Annotated in this window: 20 protein-coding genes and 2 tRNA genes; 9 read left to right on the top strand and 13 right to left on the bottom strand. The window is 32.5% G+C overall.

Going from position 1 to position 16274, the window contains the following annotated elements; all coding sequences use genetic code 11:
* The first annotated feature begins 55 nt into the window (after window positions 1–55).
* The 3 genes from IM755_RS01485 to IM755_RS01475 all read left to right on the top strand — a co-directional run bounded on the left by IM755_RS01485 (window position 56) and on the right by IM755_RS01475 (window position 696).
* Window positions 56–128, top strand: a tRNA-Gly gene (locus IM755_RS01485).
* Between the two features lie 21 nt (window positions 129–149).
* Window positions 150–235 (top strand) — tRNA-Leu (locus IM755_RS01480).
* A gap of 107 nt (window positions 236–342) precedes the next feature.
* A complete protein-coding gene (locus IM755_RS01475) occupies window positions 343–696 on the top strand; it encodes a YegP family protein (RefSeq protein ID WP_026724296.1) in 354 nt (117 codons plus the stop codon).
* A 47-nt stretch (window positions 697–743) separates the two neighbouring features.
* On the opposite strand, the gene IM755_RS01470 is transcribed toward IM755_RS01475, so the two are convergent.
* From IM755_RS01470 to IM755_RS01450, 5 genes are all read right to left on the bottom strand, one after another.
* A complete protein-coding gene (locus tag IM755_RS01470) occupies window positions 744–971 on the bottom strand; it encodes a hypothetical protein (RefSeq protein ID WP_026724295.1) in 228 nt (75 codons plus the stop codon).
* Window positions 972–1090: 119 nt separating this feature from the next.
* Entirely contained in the window at window positions 1091–1297 is a 207-nt protein-coding gene (locus IM755_RS01465) for a hypothetical protein (protein ID WP_194093293.1), read from the bottom strand.
* 163 nt (window positions 1298–1460) lie between these two features.
* The gene (locus IM755_RS01460; RefSeq protein ID WP_194093292.1) at window positions 1461–3614 is read right to left on the bottom strand and encodes a S46 family peptidase; all 2154 of its coding nucleotides are present in this window, start codon (window positions 3612–3614) and stop codon (window positions 1461–1463) included.
* A 10-nt stretch (window positions 3615–3624) separates the two neighbouring features.
* Window positions 3625–4074, bottom strand: coding sequence for a GNAT family N-acetyltransferase (locus tag IM755_RS01455; protein ID WP_194093291.1), 450 nt, complete (start codon window positions 4072–4074; stop codon window positions 3625–3627).
* Window positions 4074–5318 (bottom strand): 3-deoxy-D-manno-octulosonic acid transferase, encoded by a 1245-nt coding sequence (locus IM755_RS01450; RefSeq protein ID WP_194093290.1) that lies wholly within the window; start codon window positions 5316–5318, stop codon window positions 4074–4076. Before IM755_RS01450 ends, IM755_RS01455 begins: the two co-directional genes overlap by 1 nt.
* A gap of 152 nt (window positions 5319–5470) precedes the next feature.
* On the opposite strand from IM755_RS01450, the gene IM755_RS01445 reads away from it, so the two are divergent.
* The 3 genes from IM755_RS01445 (at window position 5471) to IM755_RS01435 (ending at window position 9237) form a co-directional block, all read left to right on the top strand.
* The gene (locus IM755_RS01445) at window positions 5471–6598 is read left to right on the top strand and encodes a DegT/DnrJ/EryC1/StrS family aminotransferase (protein WP_194093289.1); all 1128 of its coding nucleotides are present in this window, start codon (window positions 5471–5473) and stop codon (window positions 6596–6598) included.
* Window positions 6599–6663: 65 nt separating this feature from the next.
* Window positions 6664–7680, top strand: coding sequence for a UDP-glucose 4-epimerase GalE (gene galE, locus IM755_RS01440; protein ID WP_194093288.1), 1017 nt, complete (start codon window positions 6664–6666; stop codon window positions 7678–7680).
* A gap of 90 nt (window positions 7681–7770) precedes the next feature.
* Complete coding sequence (locus tag IM755_RS01435; protein ID WP_194093287.1) at window positions 7771–9237, top strand: hypothetical protein; 1467 nt, start codon at window positions 7771–7773, stop codon at window positions 9235–9237.
* Between the two features lie 39 nt (window positions 9238–9276).
* Here the strand turns inward: IM755_RS01435 and IM755_RS01430 are convergent, their stop codons facing one another.
* From IM755_RS01430 to IM755_RS01395, 8 genes are all read right to left on the bottom strand, one after another.
* Window positions 9277–9531 carry a hypothetical protein gene (locus IM755_RS01430; protein WP_026724287.1) on the bottom strand — a complete coding sequence of 85 codons (255 nt, stop codon included), beginning with the start codon at window positions 9529–9531 and terminating at the stop codon, window positions 9277–9279.
* Window positions 9532–9581: 50 nt separating this feature from the next.
* Complete coding sequence (locus tag IM755_RS01425) at window positions 9582–10259, bottom strand: peptidoglycan DD-metalloendopeptidase family protein (RefSeq protein ID WP_194093286.1); 678 nt, start codon at window positions 10257–10259, stop codon at window positions 9582–9584.
* Window positions 10260–10337: 78 nt separating this feature from the next.
* Window positions 10338–11213, bottom strand: a complete 876-nt coding sequence (fabD, locus tag IM755_RS01420; protein ID WP_194093285.1) for an ACP S-malonyltransferase — start codon at window positions 11211–11213, stop codon at window positions 10338–10340.
* Between the two features lie 60 nt (window positions 11214–11273).
* Window positions 11274–11804, bottom strand: a complete 531-nt coding sequence (locus IM755_RS01415) for an NADPH-dependent FMN reductase (RefSeq protein WP_026724284.1) — start codon at window positions 11802–11804, stop codon at window positions 11274–11276.
* Entirely contained in the window at window positions 11797–12027 is a 231-nt protein-coding gene (locus IM755_RS01410; protein ID WP_194093284.1) for a (4Fe-4S)-binding protein, read from the bottom strand. The genes IM755_RS01415 and IM755_RS01410 overlap by 8 nt, the downstream gene beginning before the upstream one ends.
* A gap of 68 nt (window positions 12028–12095) precedes the next feature.
* On the bottom strand, window positions 12096–12380 hold the full coding sequence (locus IM755_RS01405; RefSeq protein ID WP_194093283.1) for a GNAT family N-acetyltransferase: 285 nt from the start codon (window positions 12378–12380) through the stop codon (window positions 12096–12098).
* 65 nt (window positions 12381–12445) lie between these two features.
* Window positions 12446–13162, bottom strand: coding sequence for a pirin family protein (locus IM755_RS01400; protein WP_194093282.1), 717 nt, complete (start codon window positions 13160–13162; stop codon window positions 12446–12448).
* Between the two features lie 78 nt (window positions 13163–13240).
* Entirely contained in the window at window positions 13241–14473 is a 1233-nt protein-coding gene (locus IM755_RS01395) for a helix-turn-helix transcriptional regulator (RefSeq protein WP_194093281.1), read from the bottom strand.
* A gap of 174 nt (window positions 14474–14647) precedes the next feature.
* Here IM755_RS01395 and IM755_RS01390 point away from each other — a divergent pair, with 174 nt between their 5' ends.
* From IM755_RS01390 to IM755_RS01380, 3 genes are all read left to right on the top strand, one after another.
* On the top strand, window positions 14648–14830 hold the full coding sequence (locus IM755_RS01390) for a hypothetical protein (RefSeq protein ID WP_194093280.1): 183 nt from the start codon (window positions 14648–14650) through the stop codon (window positions 14828–14830).
* 78 nt (window positions 14831–14908) lie between these two features.
* A complete protein-coding gene (locus IM755_RS01385; RefSeq protein ID WP_194093279.1) occupies window positions 14909–15685 on the top strand; it encodes a T9SS type A sorting domain-containing protein in 777 nt (258 codons plus the stop codon).
* Between the two features lie 106 nt (window positions 15686–15791).
* Window positions 15792–16274 carry a T9SS type A sorting domain-containing protein gene (locus IM755_RS01380; protein ID WP_194093278.1) on the top strand — a complete coding sequence of 161 codons (483 nt, stop codon included), beginning with the start codon at window positions 15792–15794 and terminating at the stop codon, window positions 16272–16274.

The following is a 16274-nucleotide window of genomic DNA, read 5'->3' as shown; positions in this document are numbered from 1 at the left end:
ACTCGCAATACGGAACAAGTATGGCGACGTTCTTTAAAAGATAACGAAACGAAACGCGAAAATAGCTCAGTTGGTAGAGCGCGACCTTGCCAAGGTCGAGGTCGCGGGTTCGAACCCCGTTTTTCGCTCTAAACTACCTAAAAATATTTGCTCGAGTGGTGGAATTGGTAGACACGCTGGACTTAAAATCCAGTGGGTAGTAATGCCCGTGCGGGTTCAAGTCCCGCCTTGAGTACAAAAAGCTTCAAACTATGTTTGGAGCTTTTTTTGTTTATAAAATTCTCTATTTAGAATTTTCTGTTATCTTTAAAGAATTCTTTATGAAATCATTAATCAACTACTATGGGTACATTTGTAATCGCACAACGATTAAGTGGAGTTTATAAATATGAGTTTGTTTCCAGAAAAGGAAAAACGATTTTTACGAGCAACGATTTCGAATTGCGTTTTGAGTGTGAAGAGGAGATAGAAAAACTTAAAACTTCTTTAGAACGATGCGTTTTTATGCGTTTTAAATCGTCTAGCGGAAAGTTTTTCTTTCGATTGATATTGGATGAGCACGAAATAGCTGTCAGTAGAAGATATACGACCCAATTGCTTCTTCAAAAAGGGATTGATGAAATAGTAAAGTATGCAGATAAAGCAGAATTTTTAGATTTTTCATCAGCCGAAGATATATTTGGACCATCAGAATAAAAAAAAGCCTTGCAATGCAAGGCTTTTCATTATAAAATAATTTTAAATTATTTTTTTACTTCTTCTTTAACTGCTTCAACAGCTTCAGTAGCAGCTCCTTCAACTTTAGCAGCAGCAGAATCAGCAACTACAGCAGTAGAGTCAGCAACAGCTTCAACAGTTTCAGTTACTTCAGTAGCAGTAGAATCAACTGCAGTTTCTGCCTCAGCAGCAGCTTCTTTACAAGAAACGAACATAGCAGCAACAACTGCTAAACTTAATACAACTTTTTTCATTTTGTTTTAATTATAAAAGGTTAAAATTTTATTTTGAATAGGATTGCACTATTCTCTTTTCTATATGTTTAAAAAAAAGCCCCACATTGTGGAGCTTGATTTTTTCTGTCAGCAATAAATTACTTAGCAGGTGCAGCTTCAGTAGCAGGTGCAGCAGCAGCAGCAGAATCAGCAACTACAGCAGTAGAATCAGCTACAGGAGCTTCTTCAACAGCAGGAGTTTCAACTACAGTTGAGTCAACAGCTGGAGTTTCTTCAGCAGCATTTTCTTTACATGAAACGAACATAGCAGCAACAATTGCTAAACTTAAAACAACTTTTTTCATCTTACTAAATTATAAAGGTTAATTATTAATTCGGAGCAAAGATATAAATTTTTTAACATGTCAAAATATTTTTAGACATTTTTTTTCATTTTTTTTCTCTGGATTCCGAAATGCTTTATTTCAAATGGTGTGCCAAACTTTTTATTTTTAAAAATATTTGTAATTATTTGGCTTTTTGTGACTTAGGATAAACAATTGTCATCTCTTCGATAAGGTTTTTAGCTCCTGCAAATTTATCAATCACAAATAAAATGTAGCGTGCATCAACCATGATGTTTCTACAGATTTCTGGACTATAATAAATGTCGCTCATTGTACCTTCCCAAACTCTATCAAAGTTCAATCCGATTAGGTTTCCTTTTGCGTCTAAAGCTGGACTTCCGGAGTTTCCTCCAGTAGTATGATTCGTTGCAATAAATGCTAATGGCATTTTTCCGTTTTTATCAGCATATCTTCCATAATCTTTTGCGTTATACAAATCGATTAGTTTTTTAGGAACATCAAATTCGTAATCGCCTGGAATGTATTTTTCGATAACTCCATCTAAATAACTTACTGGTTCGTAAATAACTGCATCGCTTGGTTTGTAGCCTTTTACTTTTCCATAAGTTACACGTAATGTACTGTTAGCATCAGGGAAAATTCTATCGTTAGGGAAGAATTCCATAATTCCTTTCATGTAGGTTCTTTGTAATGCGATATTTTTTAAATTGATCTCATCAAACTTAGGTGCTACATTTTTTTGGTAACTATCCGCAATTGATTTTACTAATTGGTAACCTTTATCCTGATTTAATTTTTCTAGAACTGATTTCACATCACCATTTAATAATTCTTTCAAACCATTAAAGCTCGTTAATTTTGAAGAACCAAAAACACTAGCTGTTAAAGCTGAAGCATTAACATTGTTTAAACTTTCTGGTAAAAACTGTTTTGGTGATTTTGTAGCATATAAATTGATCAATTGTTCGAAAACTTTTTCATCCACTTGAGCGCTGTAATCTTTGTATAAACCTTCAAATGCAGAAATTAAATTGTTTTTTCTATCATTGAAAGCTTGCTCACCTCTTGTATTATAAACTTGCTCTAATTGGTATAAACGGTATCCAAAAGATAAAATTTCTGAATTACGTAAAACAACTTCAGTAAAGTAATCTCTTGCGATAGCATATTCTCTTATGTCTTTGTAGTTCTTTTCAAAATCAGCTAAAATAGTTCCGTATTCGACTTGTTTGCCAGCTTTATTGACTCTTTCTTGGAATTTCTTTTCGAAATCTTTTTTAATAGCAACCGCATTCGATTTTTTCAAACCTTTAGTTTCTCCAATCCATTTTTTCCAATAATTCGCAACACCTGCGTATTTTGACGCGTACTGAATTTTAATTGCGTTGTCTTTTCTCATGAAACCATCTTGCACTTTCAAAGCCGCATCACGAATTTCAATTTTAGCTGGATTCAAATCATTTACAATTTGTTCTACTGCGAATGATGGTAAATACTCCTGAGTTCTTCCTGGATAACCCATTACCATGGTGAAATCGTTTTCCTGAATTCCTTTTGCTGAAACTGGGAAAAAGTGTTTTGGTGTGTAAGGAATGTTGTCTTTTGAATATTCTGCAGGACGATTGTTTTTGTCTGCATAAACTCTAAATAAAGAGAAATCTCCAGTATGACGAGGCCAAACCCAGTTATCAGTATCTGAACCAAATTTTCCAATTGAACTCGGCGGCGCACCAACTAAACGAACGTCTTTGAAATTTTCAGTTACGAATAATAAGTATTGATTTCCATCATAAAAAGCACGAATCATGACATCTTGCCAAGCTTCTTTTTGGAAACTTTTGCTAACCGTTGCAATATTTTGTTGGATTCTTTTTTGTTTGTCGCTTTCTGTTGGAAGATTTAAAACACCTTCAAAAATTTTAGTAGTTACATCTTCAATTTTAATGATGAATGTTACTGTTAAATCTTTGTTTGGCAATTCGTCTTCCATTTTATAAGCCCAAAAACCATTCGTTAAATAATCGTTTTCAATAGTAGAATGACTTTGAATATTGTCATATCCACAGTGGTGATTAGTTAATAAAAGTCCTTTTGGCGAAATCATTTCTGCTGTACAACCGCCATCAAAATGAGGAACAGCATCTTTTAAGCTGGAATTATTTACCGAATAAATATCATCGGCACTAATTTTCATTCCCAAAGCTTTCATTTCTTTTTCGTTGGTTCCTTTCAATAACGAGGGAATCCACATGCCTCCTTGTTGCGCTTGAACTTGGATAACAAATAAAACAAGTAGTAATTTTAAAAATTTCATAAGAATAATTTTATTTAGTGACTTTGTACTTCATTAATTTTCGATTGTGAAGTTCAAAATCGTGTGCAAGATACAATTTTTGTGCGTTTTCGTTGTGCGGTTCGACTTCTAAATACAGTAATTTTAACGATAATTTAGGAACTTCACTTTGAATAAACTGAATTGCTTCTTTTCCAAAACCTTTTCCTCGAGCGGTTTGTTTGATGAATAATTCGTCTACAAAAGCAATTTTTCCGCCATATTCAAAGCTGAAAATAAAAGTGAGAATGATGTAGCCTACAATTTCTTTTTCAGAATAAATCAACCAAGATTTACCTAGATGTTCATTAGAAATAAATTCTTGAAACAAAGTTTTAGCTACTTCAACATCCATAGGATAATTGTCAATCGCATAGAAATCTTGCATCATTTGAGTGATGATTTCAATATCTGCAATTTCTAATAGTTTGAAGGTTGTCATTAGTCCAAAATATGATTCATAATCGTTTGAGTCGCTCCTTTATTCATTTGTACAAAAGTGCTGCAAATGTGCCCTTTTTCTAATCGTTCGTCTTCGTTGTGAAGTAATAAATCAAAGGCTTCATTTAGTTGAATTTGATTTTGAATCGAAATACAACCTTCCATATTTACCAAAGCCGTAGCTTCAGCAAAATGCGAGTAATTTGGGCCAATCACAACTGGAACTCCAAAAGTTGCCGGTTCTAAAATATTATGAACGCCAGGATTTCCAAAACCACCACCTACGTAAGCAATATCTGCATACGAATAGATTTTGGTTAAAATTCCGATGGTGTCGATAATGAAAACCGAATATTCCTGTAAAGACGCGATTAATCGCGTCTCTACGTTTTCAGAAAACAAAATCGTTTTCTTTTGAATTTGATTTTTGAGATTTAAAATTTGCTCTTGTTTAATATTATGCGGTGCAATAATAAATTTCACATCATCCGAACTTTGATTGATGTAATTCACTAATAAACTTTCATCTTTTGGCCAAGAACTTCCGATGACGATTGTGGTTTTGTTGTCTTTGAACTGTTCGATGAAATCCAATGAATTATCACGTTCTAATATCGAAACCACACGATCAAAACGCGTATCGCCAGAAACTTTTACGTTATTGAATCCAATACTTTGTAAAAGTGTTTTTGAGCTTTCATTCTGAACAAAAAAGTAATCAAATGCTTTAAGTGCGTTTCTATAAAATCCGCCATACCATTTAAAAAACGCTTGGTTTTCTCTTAAAATTCCAGAAATTAAATAGGTTTTAATTTGTTGTTTTTTTAGCTCGTTCAGATAATTAGGCCAATATTCGTATTTAATGAAAAATGCCATTTCGGGATGAACCAACTGAATAAATTGTTTCGCATTCGAAATCGTATCCAAAGGCAAATAAACCGTAACATCAGCAACTGTATTGTTTTTTCGGACTTCATAACCCGAAGGCGAAAAAAAAGTAACCACAATTTTATGATTTGGGAATTGTTGTTTGATTGCTTCAATTACAGGTAAACCTTGTTCGTATTCACCTAATGAAGCCGCATGAAACCAAATGGTTTTATCCGAAGATTGAATTTTATCAGACAAAGTTTGAAAAACCGATTTTCGTCCATCAACAAAAAGTTTCATTTTTGGACTGAAATGAGCAACAAGCTTCAAAAGTTGTGAGGCTAAAATGACTACTAAATTATATAGAAATAACATGTTGGTAAATATCTATTGCGAAAATACAGTTTCTTTATGAAAATTCATTGCCAACTAATCAATTATTGACTATTTTTGTTCTTGTTAAAAGTAAAAACGAAGGTGATTTCACTTTAAACTTTTAAACTTTAAACTTTTAAACTTATTTTTCAATGAGAAAATTACAAATGGTTGACTTAAAAAGTCAATACGAAAAAATAAAAGAAGAAGTAAATGCTTCTATTCAAGAGGTTTTAGATACGAATACATACATTAACGGACCTTTAGTTCACCAATTTCAAGCGGATTTAGAAAAATATTTGGGTGTAAAACACGTAATTCCATGTGCTAACGGAACCGATGCGTTGCAAATTGCCATGATGGGATTAGATTTGAAACCAGGTGACGAAGTTATTACTGCCGATTTTACTTTCGCAGCTACAGTGGAAGTAATTGCATTGTTGCAATTGACTCCAGTTTTAGTAGATGTGGATATGAACAATATGAACATTTCGCTTGACGGAATTCGTAAAGCCATTACGCCAAAAACAAAAGCGATTGTTCCGGTACATTTATTCGGTCGTGCTGCAAACATGGATGCGATTATGGAAATTGCTCGCGAACATAATTTATATGTTATCGAAGATAATGCTCAAGCTATTGGAGCAGATTACACTTCAAAAGATGGTTCTAAAAAGAAAGTAGGAACTATTGGTCATGTGGCTGCAACTTCATTTTTTCCATCTAAAAATTTAGGTTGTTATGGAGATGGAGGAGCTATTTTTACGAATGATGACGCTTTAGCACACAAAATCAGAGGAATCGTAAACCACGGAATGTATGAAAGATATCATCATGATGTAGTAGGTGTGAATTCACGTTTAGATAGTATTCAAGCTGGAGTTTTGAAAGCGAAATTACCACATTTGGATGCCTACAACAAAGCCCGTCAGGATGCTGCAAGAAAGTATTCAGAAATCCTTGGTAAAAATCCTAATATTTGGGCGCCAACTATTTGTGAATCTTGTGATTGTCATGTATTTCATCAATATGTAATCCGAATTTTAAACGGAAAACGCGATGGATTATTAGAACATTTACAAGCAAAAGGAATCCCATGTGCGATTTATTATCCAATTCCATTACACAGTCAAAAAGCATATGCAGATGCACGTTACAAAGAAGAAGATTTTCCTGTGACGAATCAATTGGTAAAAGAAGTAATTGCGTTACCAATGCATACGGAATTAGATGACGAACAAATTAAATTTATTACAGACGCTGTTTTAGAATACGTGTAATAGTGTTCAGTCGCAGTATACAGTCACGGTTACTGTATACTGCGACTGTAACTGAAAACTAAAAAATGAAGATATTAGTTACAGGAGGTTTAGGATTTATAGGTTCTCACACAGTTGTGGAATTGCAAAATGAAGGTTTTGAAGTAATTGCTATTGATAATTTATCGAATTCATCTATTGATGTTTTGGACGGAATTGAGCGAATTACAGGAAAAAAAACTTTATTTGAAAATATCGATTTGCGAGATAAATCGGTTGTTCAAAGTTTCTTTGCAAAATACCAAGATATTTCAGGAGTGATTCATTTTGCTGCTTCAAAAGCAGTGGGTGAAAGTGTTGAAAATCCATTGTTGTATTATGAAAATAATATCAATTCTTTAGTGTATTTACTTCAAGAATTGCAAAAAAAATCAGAAGCTCATTTTATTTTCAGTTCGTCTTGTACGGTTTACGGTCAAGCCGATAAAATGCCAATTACCGAAAATGCACCTATTCAAGTTGCGATGTCGCCTTACGGAAACACGAAGCAAATAGGTGAGGAAATTATAACTGATGTTGCAAAAGTAACTAGCATCAATTCTATTTTATTACGTTACTTTAACCCTATTGGAGCACATCCTTCAGCTGAAATTGGCGAATTACCTTTAGGAGTTCCACAAAATTTAGTGCCATTTATTACACAAACTGCTTTTGGACTTCGTGAAAAATTATCGGTTTTTGGAGATGATTATCCAACTCCTGATGGTACAGCAATTCGCGACTACATTCATGTAGTTGATTTAGCAAAAGCACATGTAATTGCCTTACAACGCTTGTTAAACAAACAAAACTCAGAAAAAGTAGAAACGTTTAATTTAGGAACTGGAACGGGAAGTTCGGTTTTGGAAGTAATTAATGCTTTTGAAAAAGTGTCCAATCAAAAATTAAATTATCAAATTGTGGGTAGAAGAGAAGGCGATGTAATTGAAGCCTATGCCAATACCGATAAAGCTAATGCTATTTTAGGTTGGAAAGCTCAATATTCTTTAGAAGAAGCTTTGTCAAGCGCTTGGCAATGGGAACAGAAAATCAGAAATAGATAAACAAAAGTTAAAAACTTACTTTTTTCTTAATTAAGAAAACCAATCTTTTATTCTTTTCGTAACTGCTGGTAATTAAAACTTACACAGATTATGAAAAAGACATTATTTTTAGTTACAAGCTTCTTATTTACTTTAAATGTATTCTCACAAGTTGGAATTGGAACAACTAATATTCAGAACGGAGTTGAATTTCAAATTGAAAGCAATTCGAGAGGATTATTAATTCCAAGGGTTGCTCTTACAGCTACTAATGTTGTGGCACCTGTTGGACCAGCACCTATTGCAACTGGAGTTCTAATTTTTAATACCGCGACGGCTGGAGCAGGAATAACTGCTGTTTCTCCTGGATTTTATTATTGGTCAGGAACAGAATGGGTCGCTTTGAAATCTGCTCCATTAGCGGCAAGCCAAGATTGGTCTTTAACAGGAAATACAGGCACCAATCCAAGTACGAATTTCTTAGGAACTACCGACAATCAAAATTTTCAAATTAGAACAAATAATACGAACAGAGTTACTGTTGAAAACGACGGCCAAGTTATTTTGGGAACAAATACAACTCCGATTACTAATACGTTAACAACAATTAATGCTGGTGCTGGACAAATAGGTCTTTTTGTTAATAGTAATAATTCGCAAAGAACTATTAGGGCTTTAAACGCAACCAATACTCAATTTGTAATTGATGGTGGAAATTTAGATCCTAACGGTGGTAGAGGTGTAATTGGAATTAGTGCCGCTTTAGCTGCGAATGCAACTTCAACTGTAATAGGGGTTTTAGGAGTTGGAGGAAGAACAACTTTTACTGAATTGCCGGGAGAATCGATAGGGGTTTCAGGACAAGGAACCACTGGTTTACATGTTAGAGGTGTTGGTAAAGGAAATGGAGTTGATTATTTTTCGGCTTATTTTGAATACGATCAAGACGATAATTTAAGTACAAGTAATGGACCTTTTGCTAGAATAGCAGGTAAAGATGTTGATTATTTTACTGGAGGCAGTGCTGCTAGGCGAGATGTTACTTATGGTGGATATTTTGATGCGAACACATCAACAACAGATTATGTTTTTGTAGGAGCAAGAAATAATAATACGTCATATAAAGTTTTAGGTGGCGGTTCTTTATCTACAATGGTAGAAGATAGAAATGGAAACAATAGAATTCTTCACGCAACAGAAACACCAGAAATTTTATTTGAAGATTTTGGAACTGGAAAATTAGTAAACGGTGAAGCATATATTAAAATAGATGAATTAATGAGCGATCATATTTTTGTTGATGAAAGACATCCAATGAAGGTTTTTATTCAATTAGAAGGTGATTGTAACGGAGTTTATGTAACCGAAAAAACAAAAAATGGTTTTAAAGTAAAAGAATTACAAAACGGTAGATCGAATGTTTCTTTTTCATGGAATATGGTAGCTAATAGAGCCGATACGTTAGAAAAAGATGGAACTATTGCATCTAAACACGTTGACGTTAGATTTCCTATTGGACCAAAAAAAATGAATCAGGAAAAATCAGTTGAGAAGAAATACGAAATAGAAGTGAAGTAAAAATAAAATCCCAAGTAGTACTAACTACTTGGGATTTTTTTATTCTTCTACAGATTCTTTTACTTTTTTAGCGCCTTCTTCCACTTTTTCGGCTCCTTTAGCAATAATGTGTTTTGCTTTTTCACCTATTTTTGAAGAATCTATTGCTTTTTTAGCTTTTACTTTAGCTGAATCAGTAGCCTGTTTTAAATCAGCACCTACTGCTTCAGAAGCTTCTTTTACTTTTTCTTTTGTTTCTTCTTTACAAGATAATAAGACTGCTACAACTGCAATTCCTAAAAATATTTTTCTCATGGTTGAATTGATTTAATGAAAATAAAGTTACAAAATTAATGCCAATTCTATCAAATAATTTTTAACAGTAAATTAGGATCTGGACAATTTGATTTGTAAAACGAGAGTGTTTTTTCATTACAAACTCCCGGATAATCTCCTGCTTTTCCTTCCATGTTGATGATGATTTGAAAATGCAAATGCGGTGCATAATCACCATTGATAGGTGGTAATCCTAAAGTCGCAATTTGTTCTCCTTTTTTTACGATATCACCAACTTTTTTCCCGATTAAACTTGCTTCGCTCAAGTGCCCATAAAGCGTGTGAAATTTGATACTTTCAACTTCGTGCTCCAAAATAATAGTTGGACCATAATCACCTAAAGCGGTATTGTTTTGAAAACTGTGAATGGTTCCATCTAAAACAGCGTGAATTGAAGCTGCTTCATTAATCCATAAATCCAAACCGATGTGAATATTACGTTCGTCTGAATTCGTGTTTTTAAAAACTGTGCTTCTTTGATATAAATTTCGGGTTTCAATGTAGCCACCAAAAGCAATTTTACCTTGATTTTTATCTAAATGGTTTTGTATGAAAATTTCATAATCTTGAGCGGTCTCTAATTTGTATTTTTGTAATTCAGAATTTGTTATTGATAAATTCAAGGGAACATATTCAGAGTAATCAATCTCGGGTGAAATGACTTTAGCTGCTTCAATTGATTGGAACAAAGCAATAAGATTTTCCATTGTTTTTCTTTTTATCAAAAATAAAAAATTCCTCACGAATAAACTTCATGAGGAATTCAATTTTAAAAGTATTTTTATTTATAAAGAAGCAGAAATTGTTTCTACGTCTTTGTTAATTTTATTTACTAATCCAACTAATACTTTTCCAGGACCCACTTCTGTAAAACTTGTTGCTCCATCAGCAATCATTTGTTGTACCGATTGTGTCCATCTTACAGCTCCAGTTAATTGTGAAATTAAGTTTTTCTTAATCTCTGATGCATCTGAAACGGCGTTTGCTGTAACGTTTTGATATACTGGGCAAGTTGGGGTGGCAAAAGTAGTAGCTTCAATTGCTGCTGCTAATTCTTCTCTCGCTGGTTCCATCATTGGTGAGTGAAAAGCACCACCAACTGGTAAAATTAAAGCACGTTTTGCTCCGGCTTCTTTCATTTTCTCGCAAGCTAATTCTACTGCTTTGTATTCTCCAGAAATTACTAATTGCCCTGGACAGTTGTAATTTGCGGCTACTACAACTCCATCAATTGAAGCACAAATATCTTCTACGATTTTGTCGTCTAAGTTTAAAACGGCTGCCATAGTAGAAGGAGTAATTTCACATGCTTTTTGCATTGCCATTGCTCTTTGAGAAACTAATTTTAATCCGTCTTCAAATGATAAAGCACCGTTTACTACTAAAGCAGAAAATTCTCCTAAAGAATGGCCAGCGACCATATCAGGTCTTACGTCTAAAACTTTAGCTAAAATTACTGAGTGTAAAAAAACGGCTGGTTGGGTTACTTTAGTTTCTTTCAATTCTTCAGCCGTTCCTTCGAACATGATATCGGTGATTCTGAAACCTAAAATATCATTGGCTTTTTCGAATAATTCTTTTGCTAAAGGGGAGTTTTCATATAAATCTTTACCCATTCCTGTGAATTGTGCTCCTTGACCTGGAAATACGTATGCTTTCATAAATTTTGTTTCAAGTTTAAAGTTTCAAGTTTTTCTTGAGTGGCAAAAATAACATTTTTATTAGAATTCAGTTGAATTTACAATTTCCAATAATTGATTTTTATATTCTGGATGGATAATCCCATTTATCACATCAAAATTTTCGTAGAAACTTGGTAATGAAAAACTACCTTTTACAATTCCACCTTGAAACGGAAAACGTTTTGAAGCAATTTCTAAAACCGAACTTCCACCTCGAGCACCAGGGGAAGTTGCTAATAACAACATTGGTTTTTCTTGAAAGGTTTTGGCGTTAATACGTGAAGTCCAATCTAGAATATTTTTGAATGCACTAGAGTAATTTCCGTTATGTTCGGCAAACGAAATAATGATTAAATCAGCACTTCCTAATTTGCTGTAAAATTCTTGTGCTAAAGGATGAATTCCGTTTTCTTTTTCTTTATCAACAGAGAAAATAGGCATTTCGTAATCGTTTAAATCTAAAATTTCAACAGAAACATTTTGAAATTGGTTAGCAGCAAAAGTTGCCAATTGTTTATTTATGGATTGCTTGCTTGAAGAAGCTCCGAAAGCGATAATTTTTTTAGTCATTCTTGTTCAAATAATAAGTTAAGGCTCCCGAAGGGCATTTTTTTACGGTTTCAATAATTTTTTCTGTGGTTGAATTATCAGGTGTAATCCAAGGTTGTTCTTTTGGTTTAAAAACATCTGGATTATTCTTAACACAATTAGCAGAATGAGTACATTTTCCAGATTGCCATACAATGGTTACTTCACCATTTGTGTATTCTTTTTTTAGATTTTTTGGATCCATGATTCTTAGTTTTTGGTTGTTGCATTAATATAAAAACCTGCAAGGTTTTGAAATCTTGCAGGGGATAATTATAAAACGTCTCTAAATTCAGGAGTTTTATCAAAAACACTTTTCGCAAACGGACACAAAGGCAAGATTTTGATTCCTTTTTCTCTTGCAAATTCTACTGCTTTTGTTACCATTTTTTTTCCAAAGCCTTTTCCTTCGTTTCCAGGATTTACTTCAGTGTGATCAATGATAATTTTATCTTCACCAGCAAAAACAAAAGTCATCATTGCTTCTTGATTTCCATTAACTTCAATGTAAAAAGAACCTTTGTTGTCGTTTATTCTAAGTTGGACTTCTTCGGTCATAATTATGGTTTTTAAATTTCAACATTCATTATTCAAAAGGAATTTTGAATGTTGAAAAGATTAATTTATTGTTCCATTGGAATTTCCATCACCAAAAACTTCGTATTTGAATTCGCTTTGATTTCAATTTCATTGGTTTCCCAAATTCCGATTGCATCTCTTCTTTCTAATTTTTCTCCGTTAACTTCGATTTCGCCTTCAATATTCATGATGTAAAAACCGTTGCCTTCTTTTTTAAGTGAAAGTTTTTTCGAAAAATCCTTGTCAAAATCACTCAAATAAAACCATGCATCTTGATGAATCCAAACCCCAGCATCATCAGGATTTGGTGATAAGATTTGAGCAAAATCATTTTTTTGTAACGATTGGTCTAAGGTAATTTGTTGGTAACGAGGTTCCACATTTCTGTATTTTGGAAACAACCAAATTTGAAACAATTTTGTGTGTTGGTCATGATTTGGGTTAAACTCACTGTGTTGAATTCCCGTTCCAGCACTCATTACTTGTATATCACCACTTTTAATAGTTGTGCCATTTCCCATACTGTCTTTGTGGGCCAAGTCTCCTTCTAATGGAATAGTGATAATTTCCATATTATCGTGTGGATGTGTTCCAAAACCCATTCCTGCTGCAACTGTATCGTCATTTAAAACGCGTAGCATTCCAAACTGAATTCTATCAGGATTGTACCAGTTAGCAAAACTAAAACTATGATAAGCATTTAACCAACCATGATCGGCATGTCCTCTTGAATCTGCTTTGTGTAAAACTGTATTTTTCATAATGTATAAATTTAGTAATTATTATGATACAAATTTACAACCAGAAGATTCTGTAAGCACTTAATGTAGATTAAGAAATTATCGTATAGCCGAACGATGTTCTACATCTAAAATTTCGTAAATAATTTTTAAGTGATATTTTACTGTGTTTTCAGAAATAAAAAGTTTAGAAGCTATTTCTTTATTGGTTAAACCAGAACGAATAAGTTCAATAATTTCTTTTTGACGATCAGTTAAATTATAGTTTGATAAATTTAAACTTGCATTTCCTTTTTCGTCTAATGCTTGGGTTAGGCGTTCAATTTCATTATGAATTCTTGTGTTCTCTTTTTCAACTAAAATTCTTTTTGCCATATTTGATTGGTATAATCTAACTGCAAAAAACAATAAAAGAAGTAATGATACAATAACACCGTATAATATATAATCTATATATTTTTCGTTTTGAGCTTTTAGCTGTCTATTCTCGTCTTCTAATTTTTTTTCAGCTAATTCTAACTTTCCATTGGCATCGGTTGCATTATAATATTTTACAATGGAATCATATTTTTTTTGTGTAAAAAAAGCATTTTTATAATCCTCATTTTCTTGAAATATGTTTCGCATTACTTGATACAAATACATTTCATATTTTACCTTATTGTATTTTTTTGCTAATAATAGACCTTCTTTAAATGTGATATCACGTTTTTCATAAAGGTTCATTTTATTATAAAGCTCCATTTTTTTACCATAAATATTGGGTAAATTCTCAGGAGAATTTGCTTTAACTAATGCTGCTGCTTCATTTAGTAATTTTTCTGATTTTGCATAGTCTTTCTTTAACATTTTAATATAACCATCTTGCATAATAATCCAAGATTGTGTGGGAATAGATAAATGTTTGAAATTTAATTTTCTTAGTTGAATTATCAAAGCTTCGGCTTTTGGAAAATCTTGCGTATCAAAATAGACAAAGCATTTTTCAGCATCAATTGTATTTTTAACCTCTTCTTTTTGGTCACTTTGCAAGCCTTCAGCAAGAGCTAAATCTAACTTATGTAGTGTTTTTGTATAGTTAAATAAACGTTTGTATGTAAAAGACTCTAATAAGTAGGCATAATATTTTTCATAATGAGTAGATTGCTCATTTATTATTATTTCATTTAATACTGCAATCGATTTTTCATATTGCAAATTATCATTTAATATTTTGATTTGATTTTCTAATTTTTTGAGTTTTTCAGATTGCCCAAAGGATTGAGTAAATACAAATAAAACTAAAAGCAAAAAGGGGAAATGCTTTTTAATCATACCTAAAAATTTTCTCAAAGATAAGAAACACCTTATTAAAACTAAAAATAAGTTTTGTTTTTAAAATATTGATTTTTAATGTTTTAATGAAAACTACCCAGCGGGTAGTGCATGAAACTACCCGATAACTACCCGCTGTAAATTAGAATATCCAGTATTACTACTTCAAATTTGCAGTAAACAATTATACAAATGAAAATCTTAGAACGTATCAAAAATTACCTCCGTCTTTTCTCCATTAAAAGAAATGAGGCGATTTACACCTGCATTCAAAATGATATTCCTTTAACTGATCAAAATATTAAAGAAGTAATGGGAATTTTGAAACATAAGGAAAATAAAGAGTTGTTGGAAAATTTTAAAAAAGAAAACTAAACATAACTAAAAAACGAAGTTAGTTGAGACTTCAACTAAACTTAAAATCAATAGTAACCTTTAAATTTGAATCTTATCATGAAACAAAAATTACAATTTTCAGTTCTTTTCTTATTTTTTATCTTTTTATCAAATGCACAAATCTTTGATATTGGTAATTTGAGATATACTGTTACAAATGGTCTAAATGTAAATGTTGCACAAATAGGTTCTTCATCAGGTGTGGAAAATATACCTACAAGTGTTGTAAATTCAGGAATAACATACAATGTAACTTCTATTAAGGATTATGGATTTTATTTTTCAGATGCAACTTCAGTGAATATACCAAATTCTATAACCCACATTGGAGTTGCAGCATTTCGTTATTCAAGTTTAACGTCTATTAATATTCCAAGTTCTGTAACATCCTTTGGATTTGTGGCATTGGATAGTACTAGCTTAACTTCTGTAACAGTTAATTGGACTACACCACCAACTGTTGGTTCAGACCTTTTCTCAAGTTCACACATTCCAACAATACCTTTATATGTTCCAGCAGGTACTGAAGCTTTATATGAAGGAGCTGCGGTTTGGACAAATTTTAATTCTATCAATTCAATATTGTCTTCGGAAGATTTTAATCAATCAAAAATAAGCGTTTATCCAAACCCCTCAAACGGAATTTTTACGATTGAAAATGAAGGTTCTACTACTATTGAGATATTCGATATTTTAGGAAATCAAATTACAACACAAAAAGCAAATATTGGTGCTACAATGGTAGACTTAAATGGTTTTACAGCAGGCATTTATTTTGCTAAAATCACCACCGAAAACAACCAAACACAAACGGTAAAATTGATTAAACAATAACCTTGAAAAACATAGAAAAATACCGTTTAGAAATTCTATTATTTATTTTATACACTGGTATAATTTATATCATATTATCTTTTTTTATTAACTAATTATGAACCCAATGAAAATTAAAAAACTACTCATTGCCACACTTTTACTGGGCGCTTTTCAAGCACAAGCACAAGAATCAGTAGCTACTTCTGGAGGTAATGCTTCTGGAACAAATGGAAATGTGAGTTACACAGTAGGGCAAGTGGTATACACAACTAATACCGGAACAACCGGTTCAGTAGCACAAGGTGTGCAACAACCTTTTGAAATCCAAACCGTTTTAGGTGCAGAGAATTTCAACATTAACTTGCAATTAGCAGTGTATCCAAATCCAACAACCAATTGGTTACAACTTGAAGTACGAAATACAGATTTCGCCAATCTTTCCTATCAATTTTTTGACTTAAACGGAAAAATGATTTTAAATGAAAAAATTACTGCTGAAACATCTTCTATTCAAATGGAACGCTTACCAGCAGCTATTTTTCTGTTAAAAGTGGTAAGCAACAACAAAGAAGTGAAAACGTTTAAAATCATTAAAAAAGAGAATTAA

Source organism: Flavobacterium proteolyticum, assembly GCF_015223105.1.
In the GTDB taxonomy this organism is placed as follows: Bacteria; Bacteroidota; Bacteroidia; order Flavobacteriales; family Flavobacteriaceae; genus Flavobacterium; species Flavobacterium proteolyticum.
This window is presented reverse-complemented; position numbering and strand designations above follow the sequence as displayed.

Coding starts and splice junctions, on each gene's coding strand:
- IM755_RS01475 (WP_026724296.1), top strand. CDS start 343: ATGGGTACATTTGTAATCGCACAACGATTAAGTGGAGTTTATAAATAT.
- IM755_RS01470 (WP_026724295.1), bottom strand. CDS start 971: ATGAAAAAAGTTGTATTAAGTTTAGCAGTTGTTGCTGCTATGTTCGTT.
- IM755_RS01465 (WP_194093293.1), bottom strand. CDS start 1,297: ATGAAAAAAGTTGTTTTAAGTTTAGCAATTGTTGCTGCTATGTTCGTT.
- IM755_RS01460 (WP_194093292.1), bottom strand. CDS start 3,614: ATGAAATTTTTAAAATTACTACTTGTTTTATTTGTTATCCAAGTTCAA.
- IM755_RS01455 (WP_194093291.1), bottom strand. CDS start 4,074: ATGACAACCTTCAAACTATTAGAAATTGCAGATATTGAAATCATCACT.
- IM755_RS01450 (WP_194093290.1), bottom strand. CDS start 5,318: ATGTTATTTCTATATAATTTAGTAGTCATTTTAGCCTCACAACTTTTG.
- IM755_RS01445 (WP_194093289.1), top strand. CDS start 5,471: ATGAGAAAATTACAAATGGTTGACTTAAAAAGTCAATACGAAAAAATA.
- galE (WP_194093288.1), top strand. CDS start 6,664: ATGAAGATATTAGTTACAGGAGGTTTAGGATTTATAGGTTCTCACACA.
- IM755_RS01435 (WP_194093287.1), top strand. CDS start 7,771: ATGAAAAAGACATTATTTTTAGTTACAAGCTTCTTATTTACTTTAAAT.
- IM755_RS01430 (WP_026724287.1), bottom strand. CDS start 9,531: ATGAGAAAAATATTTTTAGGAATTGCAGTTGTAGCAGTCTTATTATCT.
- IM755_RS01425 (WP_194093286.1), bottom strand. CDS start 10,259: ATGGAAAATCTTATTGCTTTGTTCCAATCAATTGAAGCAGCTAAAGTC.
- fabD (WP_194093285.1), bottom strand. CDS start 11,213: ATGAAAGCATACGTATTTCCAGGTCAAGGAGCACAATTCACAGGAATG.
- IM755_RS01415 (WP_026724284.1), bottom strand. CDS start 11,804: ATGACTAAAAAAATTATCGCTTTCGGAGCTTCTTCAAGCAAGCAATCC.
- IM755_RS01410 (WP_194093284.1), bottom strand. CDS start 12,027: ATGGATCCAAAAAATCTAAAAAAAGAATACACAAATGGTGAAGTAACC.
- IM755_RS01405 (WP_194093283.1), bottom strand. CDS start 12,380: ATGACCGAAGAAGTCCAACTTAGAATAAACGACAACAAAGGTTCTTTT.
- IM755_RS01400 (WP_194093282.1), bottom strand. CDS start 13,162: ATGAAAAATACAGTTTTACACAAAGCAGATTCAAGAGGACATGCCGAT.
- IM755_RS01390 (WP_194093280.1), top strand. CDS start 14,648: ATGAAAATCTTAGAACGTATCAAAAATTACCTCCGTCTTTTCTCCATT.
- IM755_RS01385 (WP_194093279.1), top strand. CDS start 14,909: ATGAAACAAAAATTACAATTTTCAGTTCTTTTCTTATTTTTTATCTTT.
- IM755_RS01380 (WP_194093278.1), top strand. CDS start 15,792: ATGAAAATTAAAAAACTACTCATTGCCACACTTTTACTGGGCGCTTTT.